Source organism: Ruegeria sp. CDSB117 (genome assembly GCF_059611005.1).
This window is the reverse complement of the sequence record NZ_JBXWOS010000007.1, coordinates 173,919-191,892: the sequence shown is the minus strand read 5'-3', so window position 1 is coordinate 191,892 and position 17,974 is coordinate 173,919. Positions and strand designations below refer to the sequence as shown.

The 17,974-nt window shown below is 56.5% G+C and carries 15 protein-coding genes; 6 read left to right on the top strand and 9 right to left on the bottom strand.

The features are described from left to right. Positions 1-23: 23 nt before the first annotated feature. The 3 genes from rpoB to rplJ form a co-directional block, all read right to left on the bottom strand. The gene (gene rpoB / locus AC2FJC_RS10480) at positions 24-4,157 is read right to left on the bottom strand and encodes a DNA-directed RNA polymerase subunit beta (RefSeq protein WP_496739452.1); all 4,134 of its coding nucleotides are present in this window, start codon (positions 4,155-4,157) and stop codon (positions 24-26) included. A 252-nt stretch (positions 4,158-4,409) separates the two neighbouring features. Next, positions 4,410-4,784 (bottom strand): 50S ribosomal protein L7/L12, encoded by a 375-nt coding sequence (gene rplL / locus AC2FJC_RS10475; protein ID WP_037314964.1) that lies wholly within the window; start codon positions 4,782-4,784, stop codon positions 4,410-4,412. Positions 4,785-4,863: 79 nt separating this feature from the next. Then, positions 4,864-5,382, bottom strand: a complete 519-nt coding sequence (gene rplJ, locus AC2FJC_RS10470) for a 50S ribosomal protein L10 (RefSeq protein WP_058272482.1) — start codon at positions 5,380-5,382, stop codon at positions 4,864-4,866. 481 nt (positions 5,383-5,863) lie between these two features. Between rplJ and AC2FJC_RS10465 the strand changes: the two genes are divergently transcribed. Both AC2FJC_RS10465 and AC2FJC_RS10460 read left to right on the top strand, forming a co-directional pair. Beyond that, positions 5,864-6,838 carry a phosphotransferase gene (locus AC2FJC_RS10465; protein WP_496739451.1) on the top strand — a complete coding sequence of 325 codons (975 nt, stop codon included), beginning with the start codon at positions 5,864-5,866 and terminating at the stop codon, positions 6,836-6,838. Positions 6,839-6,998: 160 nt separating this feature from the next. Then, entirely contained in the window at positions 6,999-8,039 is a 1,041-nt protein-coding gene (locus tag AC2FJC_RS10460; RefSeq protein WP_496739450.1) for a Hint domain-containing protein, read from the top strand. A 164-nt stretch (positions 8,040-8,203) separates the two neighbouring features. On the opposite strand, the gene rplA is transcribed toward AC2FJC_RS10460, so the two are convergent. Next, complete coding sequence (gene rplA, locus AC2FJC_RS10455; protein ID WP_496726637.1) at positions 8,204-8,902, bottom strand: 50S ribosomal protein L1; 699 nt, start codon at positions 8,900-8,902, stop codon at positions 8,204-8,206. A 1-nt stretch (position 8,903) separates the two neighbouring features. After that, positions 8,904-9,353, bottom strand: coding sequence for a 50S ribosomal protein L11 (rplK, locus tag AC2FJC_RS10450; protein ID WP_037314971.1), 450 nt, complete (start codon positions 9,351-9,353; stop codon positions 8,904-8,906). Between the two features lie 270 nt (positions 9,354-9,623). On the opposite strand from rplK, the gene AC2FJC_RS10445 reads away from it, so the two are divergent. From AC2FJC_RS10445 to AC2FJC_RS10430, 4 genes are all read left to right on the top strand, one after another. Beyond that, positions 9,624-10,814 (top strand): adenylate/guanylate cyclase domain-containing protein, encoded by a 1,191-nt coding sequence (locus AC2FJC_RS10445; RefSeq protein WP_496739449.1) that lies wholly within the window; start codon positions 9,624-9,626, stop codon positions 10,812-10,814. 380 nt (positions 10,815-11,194) lie between these two features. Beyond that, a complete protein-coding gene (locus tag AC2FJC_RS10440; RefSeq protein ID WP_496739448.1) occupies positions 11,195-12,415 on the top strand; it encodes a peptidoglycan-binding domain-containing protein in 1,221 nt (406 codons plus the stop codon). 463 nt (positions 12,416-12,878) lie between these two features. Beyond that, positions 12,879-13,739 carry a hypothetical protein gene (locus tag AC2FJC_RS10435; RefSeq protein WP_496739447.1) on the top strand — a complete coding sequence of 287 codons (861 nt, stop codon included), beginning with the start codon at positions 12,879-12,881 and terminating at the stop codon, positions 13,737-13,739. Beyond that, complete coding sequence (locus AC2FJC_RS10430) at positions 13,736-14,500, top strand: hypothetical protein (RefSeq protein WP_496706340.1); 765 nt, start codon at positions 13,736-13,738, stop codon at positions 14,498-14,500. The genes AC2FJC_RS10435 and AC2FJC_RS10430 overlap by 4 nt, the downstream gene beginning before the upstream one ends. A gap of 131 nt (positions 14,501-14,631) precedes the next feature. Here the strand turns inward: AC2FJC_RS10430 and nusG are convergent, their stop codons facing one another. From nusG to AC2FJC_RS10410, 4 genes are all read right to left on the bottom strand, one after another. Next, positions 14,632-15,165, bottom strand: coding sequence for a transcription termination/antitermination protein NusG (nusG, locus tag AC2FJC_RS10425; protein ID WP_058272488.1), 534 nt, complete (start codon positions 15,163-15,165; stop codon positions 14,632-14,634). A gap of 200 nt (positions 15,166-15,365) precedes the next feature. Further along, positions 15,366-15,563 (bottom strand): preprotein translocase subunit SecE, encoded by a 198-nt coding sequence (gene secE / locus AC2FJC_RS10420; RefSeq protein WP_058272489.1) that lies wholly within the window; start codon positions 15,561-15,563, stop codon positions 15,366-15,368. A gap of 68 nt (positions 15,564-15,631) precedes the next feature. Further along, the gene (ccoS, locus tag AC2FJC_RS10415) at positions 15,632-15,790 is read right to left on the bottom strand and encodes a cbb3-type cytochrome oxidase assembly protein CcoS (RefSeq protein ID WP_058272490.1); all 159 of its coding nucleotides are present in this window, start codon (positions 15,788-15,790) and stop codon (positions 15,632-15,634) included. Positions 15,791-15,795: 5 nt separating this feature from the next. Further along, on the bottom strand, positions 15,796-17,973 hold the full coding sequence (locus tag AC2FJC_RS10410) for a heavy metal translocating P-type ATPase (RefSeq protein WP_496739446.1): 2,178 nt from the start codon (positions 17,971-17,973) through the stop codon (positions 15,796-15,798). Position 17,974: the final 1 nt, after the last annotated feature.

The window sequence follows — 17,974 nt, the reverse complement described above, 5'->3', positions numbered from 1 at the left end:
ATGAGTGTGGGGCGTTGCCGCCCCTACTCTTCCTCCGCATCCAGGAGTTCCATATTCAGGCCGAGGCCACGGACTTCTTTAACCAGAACGTTGAACGATTCCGGTACGCCCGCTTCAAAGTTATCCTCGCCTTTGACGATCGACTCATAGACCTTGGTCCGGCCGGCGACGTCATCCGATTTCACGGTGAGCATCTCCTGCAGGGTGTAGGCGGCGCCATAAGCTTCCAGGGCCCAGACCTCCATCTCACCAAAGCGCTGACCACCGAATTGCGCCTTACCACCCAGCGGCTGCTGGGTAACCAGGCTGTAAGGCCCGGTCGAACGCGCGTGGATTTTGTCGTCCACAAGGTGGTGCAGTTTCAGCAGGTACTTGATGCCCACGGTCACCGGACGCGCGAATTGCTCACCCGTACGACCGTCGAACAGAACCGACTGACCGCTTTCCGAGAAGCCCGCACGCACCAGCGCGTCGTTGACGTCAGCCTCTTTGGCTCCGTCAAAGACGGGGGTCGCGATCGGAACACCGCGGGTCACGTTGCCCGCAGCTTCAATCAGGTGACCTTCGTCCATGCCGGCAATGCCTTCTTCATAGACATTCTCGCCATAGGCCAGCTTCATCGCTTCGCGAACCGGGGTCAGGTCGCCGGAGCGGCGGTATTCACCCAGTGCTTCGTCGATGTTCAGACCCAGACCGCGTGCGGCCCAACCCATGTGGGTTTCAAGGATCTGTCCAACGTTCATACGCGAAGGCACGCCCAGTGGGTTCAGACAGAAGTCAACCGGAGTACCATCAGCCAGGAACGGCATGTCTTCCATCGGAACAACCTTGGAGATCACACCTTTGTTCCCGTGACGACCGGCCATCTTGTCGCCCGGCTGCAGCTTACGCTTCACGGCGATGAAGACTTTGACCATCTTCATCACACCCGGCGGCAGATCGTCACCACGACGGACTTTCTCGACCTTGTCCTCGAAACGGGCATCCAGAGCGCGCTTGAGCACTTCGTATTGCTCATTCAGAGCCTCTACGATCTGTGCGTCCTTTTCGTCTTCCAGTGCCAGCTGCCACCACTGACCACGGGTCAGCATGTCCAGCAGTTCCTCGGTGATCACCGATCCCGCCTTGACGCCTTTCGGGCCTTTGACAGCGGTTTTACCCAGGATCAGGCCTTGCAGACGCGCGTAGATGTTGCGGTCAAGGATCGCCAGCTCGTCGTCCCGGTCACGGGCCAGACGTTCGACTTCCTCACGCTCGATCTGCAGCGCACGCTCGTCTTTTTCCACACCGTGACGGTTGAAGACGCGGACTTCCACGACCGTACCGTAATCACCCGGCTTCACGCGCAGCGAAGTATCACGGACGTCTGATGCTTTTTCACCAAAGATGGCGCGCAGCAGCTTTTCTTCCGGGGTCATCGGGCTTTCGCCCTTCGGAGTGATCTTGCCGACCAGAATATCGCCCGGCTCAACATCCGCGCCGATGTAAACGATGCCAGCCTCGTCGAGGTTGCGCAGCGCTTCTTCACCGACGTTCGGGATGTCGCGGGTGATCTCTTCCGGGCCCAGCTTCGTGTCACGGGCGGCGACTTCGAATTCCTCGATATGGACCGAGGTAAAGACGTCATCACGCGCGATACGTTCCGAGATCAGGATCGAGTCTTCGTAGTTGTAACCGTTCCACGGCATGAACGCGACGACCACGTTCTTACCCAGTGCCAGTTCACCGATATCGGTGGACGGACCATCGGCGACAACCTCGCCTTTCGTGACAGTGTCACCCACTTTCACCAGCGGACGCTGGTTGATGCAGGTGTTCTGGTTCGAACGCTGGAATTTGCGCAGACGGTAGATGTCCACACCCGCGTCGCCCAGTTCCAGATCTTCGGTAGCACGAATAACGATACGCTGGGCATCGACCTGGTCGATGATGCCGGCACGTTTCGCCTGAATCGCAGCGCCCGAGTCGATGGCAACCTTTTCCTCGATACCGGTGCCGACCAGCGGCGCCTCGGCCCGCAGCAGCGGAACCGCCTGACGTTGCATGTTCGAACCCATCAGGGCGCGGTTGGCGTCGTCATTTTCAAGGAACGGGATCAGCGATGCAGCAACCGATACCAACTGTTTCGGGCTGACGTCGATCAGGTCCACATTCTCGCGCGGGGCAAGGGTGTAGTCACCGGACTGACGGGTCGAAACCAGATCGTTGATGAACTTTCCATCTGCATCCAATGTCGCGTTCGCCTGCGCCACAGTGTGACGCATTTCTTCGGTCGCGGACATGTAGTGAACCTCATCGGTCACCTCGGCGTCTTTGACGACGCGGTACGGTGTTTCGATGAAGCCATACTTGTTCACGCGGGCGAAGGTGGCCAGCGAGTTGATCAGACCGATGTTCGGGCCTTCGGGCGTTTCAATCGGGCACATCCGGCCATAGTGGGTCGGGTGTACGTCGCGGACCTCAAAGCCCGCGCGCTCTCGTGTCAGACCACCGGGGCCAAGCGCCGAGAGACGGCGTTTGTGAGTGACTTCCGACAGCGGGTTGGTCTGGTCCATGAACTGCGACAACTGCGACGAGCCGAAGAATTCGCGGACAGCAGCAGCAGCCGGTTTCGCGTTGATCAGGTCCTGCGGCATGACGGTGTCGATCTCAACCGACGACATACGCTCTTTGATCGCGCGCTCCATGCGCAGCAGGCCAACGCGGTACTGGTTTTCCATCAGTTCGCCGACAGAACGCACACGACGGTTGCCCAGGTGGTCGATATCGTCGATGTCACCTTTGCCGTCGCGCAACTCAACCAGCGCCTTGATGCAGGCCACGATGTCTTCGCGACGCAGAGTGCGCAGCGTATCCGGCGCATCCAGGGCCAGACGCATGTTCATCTTCACACGGCCAACGGCGGACAGGTCATAACGCTCGCTGTCGAAGAACAGCGTGTCGAACAGGGCCGAAGCCGCTTCGACGGTGGGCGGCTCGCCCGGACGCATAACACGGTAGATATCCATCAGCGCAGTGTCGCGGCCCATGTTCTTGTCCTGCGCCATGGTGTTGCGCATGTAGGGGCCGACATTGACATTGTCGATGTCCAGAACCGGGATGTCGGTGATGCCTGCGTCGACCAGTTCCTTAACAGTACCGCCGATCAGCTCGCCGTCTTTGTCGTATTCCAGCGTCAGTTCATCGCCAGCTTCGACATAGATCGCACCGGTTTCTTCGTTGATGATATCCTTGGCGACAAACTTGCCAACGATATGATCGAACGGAACCAGCAGATTGGTGACAACACCTTCGTCGATCAGCTTTTTGACCGCGCGCGGAGTAACTTTCTTGCCCGCTTCGGCAATCACTTCGCCAGACTTCGCATCAATCAGATCATAGGTCGGACGGGTACCGCGTACACGTTCCGGGAAGAACGGAGCGATCCAACCTTTCTTCTTGTCCAGCTTGTAGGACACGGTATTGTAGTACGCGTCCATGATCGCTTCCTGGTCCAGACCCAGCGCATACAACAGGGTCGTCACAGGCAGTTTGCGGCGACGGTCGATACGGGCGAACACGATGTCTTTGGCGTCGAACTCAAAGTCCAGCCAGCTGCCGCGATACGGGATGATGCGGCAAGCAAAGAGCAGTTTACCCGAAGAGTGGGTCTTGCCCTTGTCGTGGTCAAAGAACACGCCGGGCGAACGGTGCATCTGGGACACGATCACACGCTCGGTGCCGTTCACGATGAACGTACCATTGGGCGTCATCAGGGGCATGTCGCCCATGAATACGTCCTGTTCTTTAATGTCTTTGACGGATTTGGCGCCGGTGTCCTCATCGACATCGAACACGATCAGACGCAGAGTGACCTTCAGCGGCGCGCTGTAGGTCATGTCGCGCTGCATGCACTCTTCGACGTCATATTTAGGTTTTTCCAGATCGTATTTCACGAACTCCAGAACGGAGGTTTCGTTGAAATCCTTGATCGGGAAGACCGATTGGAACACGCCTTTGATGCCTTCGCCGTCTGTGGGCACATCTGCATCGCCGGAGCGCAGGAATAGATCATAAGAGGATTTCTGGACCTCAATGAGGTTCGGCATCTCCAGCACTTCGCGGATTTTGCCGTAATATTTACGAAGACGTTTCTGGCCAAGGAACGTTTGAGCCATGTCAGATGTCACCTTTCGATGTTCTCAGCGGACAAAGACACCGTCGGGCCCCGGTGCCTTGCACATTAGAGACGACACGTCCGGATCAATTCGTGGCCACCGTCCCGAATGGCAGCCTCCCGATCCGCGAACCGCGTCTTAGAAAACACCCCAATTTTCAGAGGCCCTTTCTAAGACAGGTTCGGCTGGACCCGGATTTCTCCGGATCCAGCCAAATTCTGCGGCACATCAGCGATGCACCTGTCGAATGGCTTAGGCCAGCTCGACTTCGGCGCCAGCTGCTTCCAGCTTGCCTTTGACTTCTTCGGCTTCGTCTTTCGACACGCCTTCTTTGATCTTGCCGCCAGCTTCGACCAGTTCTTTGGCTTCTTTCAGGCCCAGACCGGTGATGCCGCGAACTTCTTTGATCACGTTGATTTTCGAAGCGCCGGCGTTCTTCAGAACGACGTCGAATTCGGTTTTTTCTTCCTCAGCTGCGCCACCGGCGTCGCCACCGGCTGCCATGACAACTGCGCCGCCAGCTGCGGGCTCGATGCCATATTCGTCTTTGAGGATGGTTTTCAGTTCTTGTGCTTCCAGCAGGGTCAGACCCACGATGCTTTCTGCGAGTGCTTTCAGATCAGCCATTTTATCAGCTCTTTCCGTTTACAGTGTGTGTTCCAACGTCAGGGACATTTCCCTACGCAGATCATTCAGTGCCAACCGCTTACGCAGCTTCCGCCTTCTCTTCGATGGTGGAAAGGATGCTTGCGATGTTGCTTGCAGGTGCGCCAATTGCGCCAGCGATGTTCGAAGCAGGTGCGCCAAGCATGCCCGCGATAGTAGCAATAAGCTCCTCGCGCGAAGGCATTTTGGACACGGCTTCGACGCCGGCACGATCCAGAGCGTTCTCACCCATTGCACCGCCAAGAATTTCGAACTTTTGGTTCTCTTTGGCGTAGTCCTGGGCCACTTTGGCTGCTGCCACAGGGTCCTCGGAATAGGTCAGAACGGTCATACCCGTCAGCAGGTCGGCAATGCTTTCACATGGCTTTCCGTCGAGGGCGATTTTGGCGAGCCTGTTCTTGGCAACACGCACGGAGCCACCCGCGTCACGAGCACGTGCGCGAAGGTCCTGCATCTCGGCAACTGTCAGACCGGCGTAGTGTGAAACCACTACGACGCCAGAGCTTTCGAAGATTTGGCCGAGTTCCTCGACCACTTTCTCTTTCTGGGCTCTATCCACAGTTCTCTCCAAGTTTGGGGCGATATCTCACCCCGGCTCATATTAGCCGCAGCTTTCGCTCCGGCGTTCAGGTCCGTTGTTACGGGATTGGCCAAAATGCGCCCGAGGGTTGGACCCCCCAGAATTCTTTGGTCTTACCCGTCTCAGGCAGGGAATTAAGGAGCCATATGGCACCACCCACCGTCTTGGACGAAACAAAATAAAGCGCACGACGAATCGCACGCTTTACTTCGTAGCCCTACTTAGGGCAGATGGGGCCGGTTTCCAAGGGGTAAATTGCGGTTTCCGCAGGTTCGCAACAGCATCTGTCGAAAACGATTTCCAACCCGTTCGGGGCTTGGCGTGCACATAGGCGCGGATTTGCGGAATACAACGCGCAAACGCCAAATCAAGCAGGTCCAAGCATCGACTTTCCGTTGACACGGACATCGCACTGTTATCCTGTCCGGGGACTGGAAAATAACACTCAGGACTTGGCTCGTTGGCTGGAACGCTGCCCCTTTCAGACGAAGAAAATGCCCGCGTCGCCTTATTTATCGACGAGTTTTCAAACCAGTTCCTGAAAGAACCCATCCGCCGCTATGAATGCATCTACCGATCGCATGCGTTCGACGACACGCGATCCGTCGTGATCCTGCATACCGCAGCGCAGGCCTTCGCCCTTAAGATCGACACGCAATCGCCAGACACCGGGCGATTGCGGAACGAATATGACCTGCTCGTCGAACTGTACCGATTTTTTGAGGGCAATGAGACTTCGCGCGTTGTCCGACCCGTTTACCTCTCGCCAGGTGGCGCTTTTCTGGTGACCGAATACATCAATCGGCCAACCGCCGTTGATCTGATCTACAACAGCAAAGACGATGATCAGGTCGCCCAGGTGTACCGTCGCGCGGGGTCGTGGCTGAACGATCTTCACAGTCGCAACCCGCCTGTTCGATACGCCTTTCGCCCCAGGTGGATGACAGACAGCTTGAAAGAGCTGATGACGGCCGTACCTAATAAAATCGCGAACCAAAGCCGGACGATGGTGAACTTGATGCTGTCCGAAGGGACCCGCCTGAAGGGCACCGAGGACCTGCGCGTTTTTTCACATGGCGATTATCACGGGCAGAACCTGATTGTGGGACAGGGGAAAACGATTGGTCTGGATTTTACCGAAGCCCGAGACAAGCTGGCGGTCTACGATATCGTCGATTTTCTAAAAGCGGATATTTTTCGGAATGGCGGCGCATTCGGTGTCGACCGAAGCGGTATCCTTAAAAGAAACAAAGACATGTTCTTTCGCCTTTACCGACATCCTGTCAATGTTGAAATCCTGGATTATTGTCTCCGCGGACGGCTATTGAAAGACTGGTTGGCCTTGTGGCGAAACGACCACGAATGCAGCGAATTCGAAAGAGACAAGCGGCAAAGACTGGGCGATCGCCTGCAAGTCGCGTTCCAGCACCGTTGAGCTGGATGGATGGTCAGCGTAAATGACGAGATTGTGAGCGACATCGCGCAAATCTTAGTTGACCGAACCATCCCAAGAAACGTTATCCCAAACCATAACCCACGCGGCGTTTGTCAGTTTAGGCCGACAAAATCCGCCACACAGAAGGTAAGTCGCTTACATGGTTCTCCGCAGTTTTTTTGCTCAGGACAGCTCCAGCCTGGTCGCTACTTTTGTCCCGGATACAGCTGACGCGAACGATATCGTGGTCGGAGGCTCGATCATCAACAATTCGGACACACCGGATGGCACCATCTTTACCTACTCGGGCGGCACCGGTACCACCATCACACTGGATGACACTGCTGGCAGCCCTGACGTTTTCGACGATGACCTGCCAGTTGGCCACGTCATCACCGATGGTGGCGGCATAGTGACAAACGGCATGCAGGTAGAATCTGAGTCAATTATCACTGTGCGAGCCCTGGATGACGATCTCAACCCGACCGGGCCAGAAATCACCATCTATGTGTTTTCCCAAGGCGGCGTGACGCAGGACGTTTGGGGCTATGCGACATCTGCCCCGCTAGATACCGGAACGTCGTATGTCAAAACCGGTGGTTCAAATGCCGGGTCGTCGGCTTATGCTGACTATGTTACCTGCTTTGGGCCGGGAACCCTTATCGAAACTGCCGACGGTATCGTTGAGGTTCAAGACCTCGCAAAAGGTCAACGCGTCTGGACACGGGAAAGCGGATTTCAACCGATCCTCTGGATCGGAACGACCGAGGTTCATGGTCATGGGTCATTTGCTCCGGTGGTGATCGAGGCCGGCGCGATCGGGAACACGAAAGAGCTGGTGGTTTCGCAACAGCATCGAATTCTGATCGGCTCTCCTGCCACTGACATGCTTTTTGGATCATCCGAAGTGTTCGTGGCCGCCAAGCACCTGTGTGGCATTCCAGGGGTTTCGATCCGCCCAACGGATCGCATCATCTACACTCACTTCATGTTCGACCGACACCACATTGTCCGATCCAACGGCGCGCTGACAGAAAGCTACTATTATGGCGAAAGCGCAAAATACGCACTGTCGTCCCCGCAACGATCTGAAATCCTGGCGCTATTCCCATCAATCGAAGATGTCAGCGATGCGTTTCGACGCACCGCAGCCCCAACGATCAGCGCGCGTGAGGCCGGTGTATTGCGCGCATACATCTAAGCCGTAGAGGTCAGACACGCGCAGTCTTAATCCGCAGCTTCCGCCTGGCGCAGGTCACTTGAATGCGGCCTTCACGCGGACAGCCTCATCATATTTAAGAATAAAAAAAATCCCGGGCGGTTCGCACCACCCGGGATTTCATCTTCGCGTTGCAACAATAGGGCTTATTCGCCCGAAGCAGCGGCAACATCCAGAGTCACGCCAGGGCCCATGGTCGAGCTCAGCGCGATTTTCTTCATGTAGGTGCCTTTGGCGCCTGTCGGCTTGGCCTTGGCCACGGCCGAGATAAAGGCACGGACGTTTTCGACCAGCTTGGCTTCGTCGAAGGACGCTTTGCCAACACCCGCGTGCACAACGCCGCCTTTTTCCGCCTTGAACTGAACTTCACCGCCCTTGGCTGCTTCCACGGCCGCTTTCACGTCCATGGTCACGGTGCCAACTTTGGGGTTCGGCATCAGGTTTCGCGGGCCCAGAACTTTACCCAGACGGCCAACGATCGGCATCATGTCAGGGGTTGCAATGCAGCGATCGAATTCGATGGTGCCGCCCTGAATGGTTTCCATCAGGTCTTCTGCGCCAACGATATCCGCGCCTGCTTCTTTCGCTTCGTCAGCCTTGGGGCCACGAGCAAATACAGCAACGCGCATCGCTTTACCGGTGCCGTTGGGCAGGCCAACAACGCCACGAACCATCTGGTCTGCGTGACGAGTGTCAACGCCCAGGTTCAGAGCGATTTCGATGGTCTCGTCGAATTTCGAAGTTGCGTTGGCTTTGACCAGGGCAACTGCTTCGTCTACCGACAGGTTTTCCTTGCCAGCGACAGCTTCGCGCGCGGCGCGCGTACGTTTACCGAGTTTTGCCATCTTACTTCACCTCGATGCCCATAGAGCGGGCCGAGCCCAGGATGATCTGCATTGCGCCTTCGACGTCGTTGGCGTTCAGATCTTTCATTTTGGCTTCGGCGATTTCGCGAACCTGCTTCGAGGTCACGGTTGCCACGGTCTCACGACCTGGGTTTTCCGCGCCACGGGGGCGGTTACGCTTGCCAACCGGCTTCAGACCAGCCGCTTTTTTCAGGTAATAAGACGCGGGCGGCGTCTTGATGTCCATGGTGAAGGACTTGTCCTGATAATAGGTGATCACGGTCGGGCAAGGTGCGCCTTGCTCCATGTCTGCGGTCTTGGCGTTGAACGCCTTGCAGAATTCCATGATGTTGATTCCGCGCTGACCCAGCGCCGGACCAACTGGCGGCGACGGGTTCGCCTGACCTGCAGGAACCTGCAGTTTCATCGTACCAGCAAGCTTCTTAGCCATTTGGTTTCTCCTTTTCCAACACCCCTCTGACGCGTCATCAGGGCTATTCAGTTGTGTGGTCTGGTCCGCGAATCGCGATACGCTCGCCTTCCACAGTGCTTGTCGCTTTCAACGACAGAGCTGCGCCTTACTCGTCTGCACGTCCAATTGCAAGCCGAATTTCTGATCGCCGATCTGCCCGACGTACGAATCTTGCAGTTTCAGCCCAAGACAGTCAGAGTTTCATGATACCGGTTTAAACGCTACAACACGCCGCCTAACGAGAAACTCATGTTGCCCGCATCGCAAAAACCCAGCCCGCAACAAACTAAAGTTGACGCCCTGATCGAATGGATGGTCGATGGGGCCCGCTCGGCAGGAAATGCCATAGGCATCATTGAGGGTATTTGTACGAGTCTAGTGCATGCGGGCGTAGCAATCGACCGGTTCGGGTTGTTCATCTGGACGCTTCATCCCAATCTGACAGGCCGCCGGTTCTTATGGAAGGCGGGTGAGGGAGTGGACAGGGTTGATGCCCCGCTGCAGTTGTTTACGACCGAAATTTACACGAACAATCCCTTGCCCCATGTGATCGAGCGGAAGGAAACTATTCGTCGGCACTTGGAAGACCCCGATTGCCCGGAAGATTACATCATCATAGGCGAATTGCGCGAACAAGGGTTTACAGACTATCTTGCGCAGCCACTGATCTACCTCAACGGCGATACCCACGTGTGCACGTGGTCGAGCGCATCGCCGGGCGGATTCTCAGAACGGGAATTGAAAATTCTGGAGAGGGTCCGTGGACCGCTCGCACGCCTGACCGAGTCCTATATGCTGCGACTGGATGCAACCTATCTTTTGTCGACCTATGTGGGCCGGAACAGTGGCGCACAAATTCTGGATGGCAAGATACACCGCGGCGACGGAGGAGAAATCGACGCCGTCATTCTTTTTGCAGATCTTAAGGGGTTCACACAACTCTCGAATTCAGTTTCCGGAGACGCGTTAGTCAGGCTTCTGAATAATACTTTCGACTGCCTGGCTCCATCCGTGATGGATCAGGGCGGTGAAATATTGAAATTTATGGGTGACGGATTTTTTGCCATTTTCCCAACTCGGGAAAACATGCCCCCGGACGCACAGGTCAAAGCCGCAATTGCGGCGGTTCAAGAAGGTTGGCAAGCGCTGGACACGGCAAGCTTCGATCATAAACTGGGCGTCCGCACAGCGATCCACTATGGTCGGTTTCATTATGGCAACATCGGAGGTGGCGACCGGCTGGATTTTACAGCGATTGGGCCTGACGTGAATCTAACCGCCCGATTGCTTACAGCGGCGACAGAGTTAGATTCTGATCATGTCCTCTCTGACGCGGCTGCGGCAATTCTGCCAGAACTGTGCGAACAGATCGGAACGGCGTCCCTAAAAGGGTTTGGCGAGGATCAATCTGTCTGGAAAGTTCGCACAGCAAATTCATAAAAAGGGTGCCCAACAGGTCACCTCAACATAAACTTTCTGCGAAGCCCAAGTATCCCTGCTTCGTAACCTGCGTGAAGTCCAGCTCGGCCGACATCTCGCAGCCAAAGATCGAAACCAAGACCTTCGCTTCTGGTTCTCGTCGTCCACGCCGTCGCCCATACCGACGAATTCCTCGAACGGACCATAGTTGACCCGCTCGTCCACATTTCGTGAGTTAGAAGACTTTTATACCCATCGGAAAATAGCCTGAAATTGGCAAAAGTCCGCCAACCAACCGCGCTAAGACTGGGATTCGAGCGTCACTGCAATGTCCAGGTCCGCGTTGAGCAATGAATGTGGTATACTCATCAAATTCAGGCGTTTTGTTTTGGAGGTAAGTTATGTTTTTTCGTTTGATAGTTACGCTCGGACTCGCCCTATCCTTTGCTGCAACCGCTCCTCAGGTGGCGCGGGCCGACGCCGGTGACTTCCTCGGCGGCGCTGTCGTTGGTGGGGTCTTAGGTTACGCGATAGGCCAGGACCAGCAGAAGAAAAAAGCTCAGAGAACAACGGGGTCCACCCGGACCTACCGGCAGGGCATACCGTCGACAACACAAGGTGCGCAAACTCAGACCGCACTCAACTACTTTGGTTACAATGCCGGAAGGGTCGATGGACAGGTCGGCCGCGGAACCCGGTCTGCGATCGAACGTTATCAGGTTTCAATGGGCTACCCTATCAATGGCTATGATTTTCAGCCCTATCAGCGCGACTTCCTTATGCAGGCCTACTATTGGGCGACAAGCGGAGGACAGGCATCGACTCAACTGTCCGGACAGCCTCTTTTGTTAGCGTACCGTCAGCAAGTGCATAACGGCACCGCTCTGGCGGCGGCTCCGCAGCCACCGGCAGTGGCCGCCCCGGTCGCAACCGCGCAAGAGATCGAACCCAAGACAGACGTTGCCGAAGCACCAACCACTACCCTACCGACCTTGTTTTCTGGCGGCACAACAGGCCCGTCACTCGCCAATCGCTGCAGCGCGGTTATGCTTCAGACGTCGACCAATGGCGGCTACACGACTTTGGCCAATATGTCCGATCCTGATTTTGCACTCAGCGAACAGTTCTGCCTCGCCCGTAGCTACGCGATGGCGCGCGGTGAAGATCTGATGCAGGACATTCAGGGACTGACGCCAGATCAGGTAGCAACTCAGTGTGACGCCTTTGGTGAGATGTTGGAGCCGCAAGTTGTTGCGCTGTCTCTGAACTCAAAAACAGAATCGGAAACTCAGATGCGCAAGCTCGCATTGGATTCCGGGCTCAGCCCCGAGGATCTTGCGGCGACAAGCAAAGTCTGCCTGGCAATGGGTTACCTGCAGGACAACATGGATACCGCTGTTGGTTCTGCACTGATGTTGGTCGCAATGGGCGAGCCAGCCTATGGAGAGTTGGTTGGGCACCACCTGCGCGAAGGCTTTGGTGTACAAGAACGCCGCGATCTTGCGATGCAATGGTACGATGCGAGCCTTTCTGCGCTGGATGCCGGATCGCAGGCTGTCTTCCTGCCATCCCAATCAGACCGCCCGCAACTCTTGCGTGCGGCTATGGTGCAGGCGAGATAAGTCGATAAACTAAACGCTATCGGCGTCTACCAAGCTGAAACAAAAAAGCGCCGCGTTGCGTATTGCATCGCGGCGTTATCAATGTAGCCAGAAAACAACCCAGCTCTACTTCGCAAGTTGCTAGAAACCTAGTTCGACCGTGACTTCACCGCCAAAAGTTAGAATAGCAGCTTGACCGGCACGTCCCACCCGACTTGTTTCGCGCGGTCAGATACGGGACCGCGATCCCGGCAACCTCCCACGAGAGAATCTCGCCCGAAACGGTAAAGGCGGCATGAATAGGGGAATGGTGGGGTTGGCAAGTAGCTCACACCTTGTTTCCAAAGGGCGTGTTTGTGTCCTGAACGAGCCTCTGTGACAGTTGGAAACAGCGAAACAAAATAAATAAACTGAATACATAAGTTGCTTAAGAAACGCAGGCGGGTATCTTGGTACGGCTTGGACACAGAAGAGGTGGTCAGGGATGGCATCATCTCGACTGAACAAGGGACTATTGGTCTGCATTCTTTTTGCTATGCTGCCGGGCTGTGGTAGCAAGGCTCAGGATCAGGGCACAGAGCCGAAGGCGGTCACCCAAACCGGCGGATCCAACAGTTCTTCTTCATACTCTTCGACGGGAATTGATCCTGCCACCTATGCCGGTCGGTTTCAGATCAAATTGACTAAAGAAGTTCCACTGCGCGATATTCCGGTTCCCTTCACGGTTTATGGTGGCCTTGAAGAGGCCAGCCCAACCCGTTTGAAACTGCGCGCCTTTATGGATTTGCGCGGATTGCAGGAAAAAGCGCCTCAAATACTGACCGGTCCCCTGGAAGAAAGCTGTAAACGCCAGATCTATCTTGAGGTTCGGGACGTCACCGCCATGGACGACACCGTAAAGATCGAGGGTTCAGCCCGTGCGCAGTTTACGAGATGTAACCGCCAAGAAGAACCGGGCTTTCGGTATTTTGGGGCCACAGTAGACGCGGTCGCGGTCGCCAAGGCCGAGGTGAAGGGCCAATGCCTGACATTCAGCATCGAAGGCGTTGATCTAGATCCGCGCGGTTTTATTGGCGCTGTCTCCAATCTTTTCGGACTGACCAATCGCATCAACGAAGCCGTCCTCGAAAAAGGCGGGGAGTTTTTGGCTGCGCACCCGGTCTGCCCGCCATTGCCCGCGGAGTTCACTGTACTCGACCCGATTTACGAGTCCGGAGGCACTCGGGAAATTGCGCCTGGCGGGATGGGTGCTGCCATTGTCGGGTCTGCCGATGTCAGCGCTGAGACAATTGTCGAAGTCCTTGGAGGATTGAAGGAGCTTGGCGTATTGGAGTTTGCTGAATGAGACTTTGGTTGATTTTTCCAGTCTTAATGGCAGTAGTTCTGGGAGCCCGAGCACCCGACGCGCAACAGGTAGATTTTGTCATCGACGCGACACTGCCAGTTCGTGATACGGAATTGCCTTATACGCTTGATCTTAACCTCTCCGCTGTTGCCCCTACCCGGATCGGTGTGGGTGCCCTTCTTGATCTGCGCGAAGTACAGAAAACTGTACCTGAGCGACTGGCGGAAAACGCAATAGTCGACAATTGCGGCCTGCAAGTCCGACTGGATGAATTCGGCTTTAAGGCTCAAGACGACGCGATCGATCTGGATGGGCAAGTGACCATCACAATCTTTGAATGCAGCCGAACCAGTGAGCGCGACTTTCAGCGGGGTGAACAAAAAAACTCTATCCAGGCAAACATGTCCACCGAAGCGACTGTAGAGTTGCGGGACAACTGTGCCTATTTCGAACTTATCGACCTCGTACTCACGGCTCCCGAAGCGCAGCGCGAAAAACTCCTTGAGGACGATACGCTCGAGTCCGTCAAGAAGCTGATGTTGGCTGCCGTAGACCTTGTTTTGAACGAAACCCCTTTGTGTCCGGTACTGCCGGCAGAGCTCGCGTCTCTTGATCCGGTTTATGACTCTGGTGGCCCACGAGAGATCGGAGAAGGTGGACTTGGTGTATTTTTGGACGGTTCGGTGGATGTCAGCCCGTCGACAATTCTGGACATCCTAACAGTTCTTCAACAACAAGAACTAATTCCCGGTCCACCCTAGCCGCAAAGCTCTTTCTGTCCGGTCGATATCTTCTGCCTTTCGTCCGCAAACCTAAAAAGCTGATGCCATAAAAGCAAAAGCGCCGCGTTGCTCCAAGCATCGCGGCGTTCCAAAATTCGCTGAAGTGGGTTTTAGCCCTGCTTCGTAACCTGCGTAAAGTCCAGCTCGACCGGGGTTTCGCGGCCAAAGATCGAAACCGAGACTTTCAGCTTCTGGGCTTCGTCGTCCACACCTTCGACCATACCGTCGAAATCTTCGAACGGACCGTCGTTGACCTTGACCTTCTCGCCCACTTCGAACGAGATCATCAGTTTCGGTGCGTCTTCACCTTCCTGAACACGGTTGAGGATCTGGTTCACCTCGGCATCGCGCATCGGCATCGGGCGGCCCTGCGGGCCCAGGAAGCCGGTGACCCGGTTGATCGAGTTGACCAAGTGATAGCCCTGATCCGACATTTCCATATGCACCAGCACGTAGCCGGGCATAAAGCGGCGTTCGGTCGTGACCTTCTTGCCCCGGCGCACTTCGATCACCTCTTCGGTGGGCACCAGTACTTCGTCGATATCGTCCTCAAGGCCTTGCTCAGCCACGGACGTGCGGATCTGCTCTGCGATCTTCTTTTCGAAGTTCGAAAGAACGCTGACCGAGTACCACCGTTTCGCCATGAACCTGTCGTCCTTGTTTGCCTTCGGTGCGTTCGGAATGCCGCAAGCACCGTCATTGAAATTCTGTCACGTCACCCGGAATAAAAAGCGGCGCACAGCCCGAATCGCCGCACGCCCATTCCGAATAGTACTGTGTCAACTACTCTGACATCCCGCGCTGTGCAAGGGGGCTGTGGCGTTTCCACCCGGCCCAATCCGGTTTAACCGAATGCGCCCAGGATCAGTTGCAGACCGCCGCGAATACCCAGATCGACCAGCGCAAAGAACACTGCGGTCAGCGCCGCCATGATGAACACCATGACCGTGGTCAGCAGAACCTCACGACGCGTGGGCCAGACGACCTTTGCGACTTCGGCGCGGACTTGCTGAATGAACTGGATCGGATTCATTGTTGCCATTTGGCTTGGTTCTCTCTGCTAGCGGATGGGCCGGACATAACCGGGCATTGCGGCAATTTCAAGAGTGGTCAGGACTTGGGTTTGTCATCCCATTCATCGCTGAGGATACGCCGCGCGTCACCTTCGGGATCATCATACTGGTTCGACCGCACCGTGTAGATAAACGCCACAAGGCCAACCCCGCCCAAAAACAGGGAAATCGGTATGAGATAGGCCAGAACTTCCATATCAACTACCTCAGGCGCAGGGCATTCAGGGACACGGTAATGGACGAGGTCGACATCGCCAATGCCGCGATCAGCGGTGTGGCAAACCCGGCCACGGCCAAGGGTACGGCTATAATATTGTAAACCGTAGCGATGCGAAAGTTCTCGCGAATCCTTTTGGTCGCCTTCACCGCTGTGTCACAGGCATCTGCAATCGGGGACAAATCGTTGCCCAGTAATACGATATCCGACGCCACCCGCGCTGCGTCCAGTGCAGAGGCAGGTGAAATTGATACATGCGCCGCGGCAAGCGCGGCCGTATCGTTCAGCCCGTCACCAACCATCAGCACATGGTGCCCACGATCGCTGAGGTCTTGCACATGGGCGGCCTTGTCCTGAGGCAGCGCCTCGGCAATCCATGTTTCAATCCCAAGCTTGCCTGCCAGCGATTGGACCGCGCCTCGTGTATCACCCGAGATGAGAACGACGCTCTTTCCGCCGTCACGGAACGCCTGCACAGCCTCAGCCGCGCCTGGACGCAGTGAATCCGAGAACAGGAACGCAACCGGTGACTGCCCCGTGACCGCCAACCAAGCTGCCGTCTGATCACCTTCGGTCGCGCCAGTCCAACCGGCGCGCCCAAGGCGCACGCGCTGACCACGGTAGGTTCCTTCGGTGCCATACCCCGGAACCTCGACCACATCCTCAAGTCTGGCAGGCTTGATCCCGGCATCTCTGGTGGACTTGGCAAGCGACACCGACAACGGATGCGAAGACGCCTCGGCCAGCGCCAGTGCAATCTCAAGATCCGCGCGGGAATGATCCTCAAGATTGGTCAATTCCGGAGTGCCGGATGTAAGTGTGCCGGTTTTATCAAAAACGACCGTATCAACCTCGGCCAAACGTTCCAGTGCTGTAGAATGTTTGATCAGCATCCCCTTGCGGAACAGTCGCCCCGAGGCCGCCGTCGTCACCGCAGGCACGGCAAGCCCCAGCGCACAGGGGCAGGTGATGATCAGAACCGCCGCAGCGATGTTCAGCGCGGTTCGGATATCGCCGGAATAGATGTACCAACCCAAAAAACTGAGCGCGGACAGAATATGCACCCCCGGCGCGTATAGCTTGGCCGCCTTGTCAGCCAGCGACGTATAGCGCGATCGACCGGATTCTGCGATGGCCACCAGATCCGCCATACGGTGCAGTGAAGTATCCTCACCGACCGCTGTGGTCTGGATCGTCAGCGGGCCGGTCAGGTTAACCTCACCCGCGCTGACCGCAAGACCGGCTTCGGCAAAGACCGGCAAGGTCTCGCCCGTCAACAATGACCGGTCGAGCTCCGACTTGCCCGATACAATCTCACCATCCACAGGCATACGCCCGCCGGGCCGAACTAGAATCAGATCACCAACCGCGAGGCTTGCGACGGACACCTCTTCTTCGGCCCCATCAACTAAGCGAATGGCACGCGGCACTTCCAGGGCCGTCAGTTCTTCGGCTGCTGATCGCGCTGCGGCGCGGGTGCGGTAGTCCAGATACCGGCCCGCGAGCAGGAAGAAAGTTAGCGTCAGTGCGGCGTCGAAATAGGCATGCTCTCCGCTGAGCGCGGTTTCCCACAGCGACGTCATGAGCGCCAACAGAATGGCCAGCACAATCGGCACATCCATGTTCAATCGTTTGACGCGCAGCGCACTCCAGGCGTTGGCAAAGAAGGGCTGCGCGGAAAAGGCAATCGCGGGCAGCGCAATGGCCGCTGAAATCCAGTGAAACAGGTCCCGCGTCGCATCCGTTGCCCCTGACCAGACCGACACAGACAACAGCATTACGTTCATCGATGCGAACCCGGCCACCGCCAGTCGCATCAGCAGATCACGCCCGGCCTTGTCGGATTGGGTTGCCGACAAAGCGCCCGGGTCCAGCTCATGCGCCTCGTACCCGGCGCGCTCCAAAACAGGGATCAGGTCGGCAGCGCGCGTCTCTGCGGCTGCTTTGACCATTGCACGCTTGAGCGTCAGATTGACCCGCGCGTCCTCGACACCCGGATGGGCGTTCAGCGCGCGTTCAACATTCGCAATACAGGCCGAGCAGTGAATGCCGGGCAGGGATAGGGCAATCTGCACATCTTCAGGAACGGGTCGCGCTGGTTCCGCCGGTGCTGCGATGCAACCGGGGCACGCCGCCGTACCTGAGCCGAGCTGAGCGGTCATC

What these genes read in the sequence shown, in the direction of transcription:
- rpoB (WP_496739452.1), bottom strand. Translation starts at nt 4,157, where the DNA reads ATGGCTCAAACGTTCCTTGGCCAGAAACGTCTTCGTAAATATTACGGC.
- rplL (WP_037314964.1), bottom strand. Translation starts at nt 4,784, where the DNA reads ATGGCTGATCTGAAAGCACTCGCAGAAAGCATCGTGGGTCTGACCCTG.
- AC2FJC_RS10460 (WP_496739450.1), top strand. Translation starts at nt 6,999, where the DNA reads ATGGTTCTCCGCAGTTTTTTTGCTCAGGACAGCTCCAGCCTGGTCGCT.
- rplA (WP_496726637.1), bottom strand. Translation starts at nt 8,902, where the DNA reads ATGGCAAAACTCGGTAAACGTACGCGCGCCGCGCGCGAAGCTGTCGCT.
- rplK (WP_037314971.1), bottom strand. Translation starts at nt 9,353, where the DNA reads ATGGCTAAGAAGCTTGCTGGTACGATGAAACTGCAGGTTCCTGCAGGT.
- AC2FJC_RS10445 (WP_496739449.1), top strand. Translation starts at nt 9,624, where the DNA reads ATGTTGCCCGCATCGCAAAAACCCAGCCCGCAACAAACTAAAGTTGAC.
- AC2FJC_RS10440 (WP_496739448.1), top strand. Translation starts at nt 11,195, where the DNA reads ATGTTTTTTCGTTTGATAGTTACGCTCGGACTCGCCCTATCCTTTGCT.
- AC2FJC_RS10435 (WP_496739447.1), top strand. Translation starts at nt 12,879, where the DNA reads ATGGCATCATCTCGACTGAACAAGGGACTATTGGTCTGCATTCTTTTT.
- AC2FJC_RS10430 (WP_496706340.1), top strand. Translation starts at nt 13,736, where the DNA reads ATGAGACTTTGGTTGATTTTTCCAGTCTTAATGGCAGTAGTTCTGGGA.
- nusG (WP_058272488.1), bottom strand. Translation starts at nt 15,165, where the DNA reads ATGGCGAAACGGTGGTACTCGGTCAGCGTTCTTTCGAACTTCGAAAAG.
- secE (WP_058272489.1), bottom strand. Translation starts at nt 15,563, where the DNA reads ATGGCAACAATGAATCCGATCCAGTTCATTCAGCAAGTCCGCGCCGAA.
- ccoS (WP_058272490.1), bottom strand. Translation starts at nt 15,790, where the DNA reads ATGGAAGTTCTGGCCTATCTCATACCGATTTCCCTGTTTTTGGGCGGG.
- AC2FJC_RS10410 (WP_496739446.1), bottom strand. Translation starts at nt 17,973, where the DNA reads ATGACCGCTCAGCTCGGCTCAGGTACGGCGGCGTGCCCCGGTTGCATC.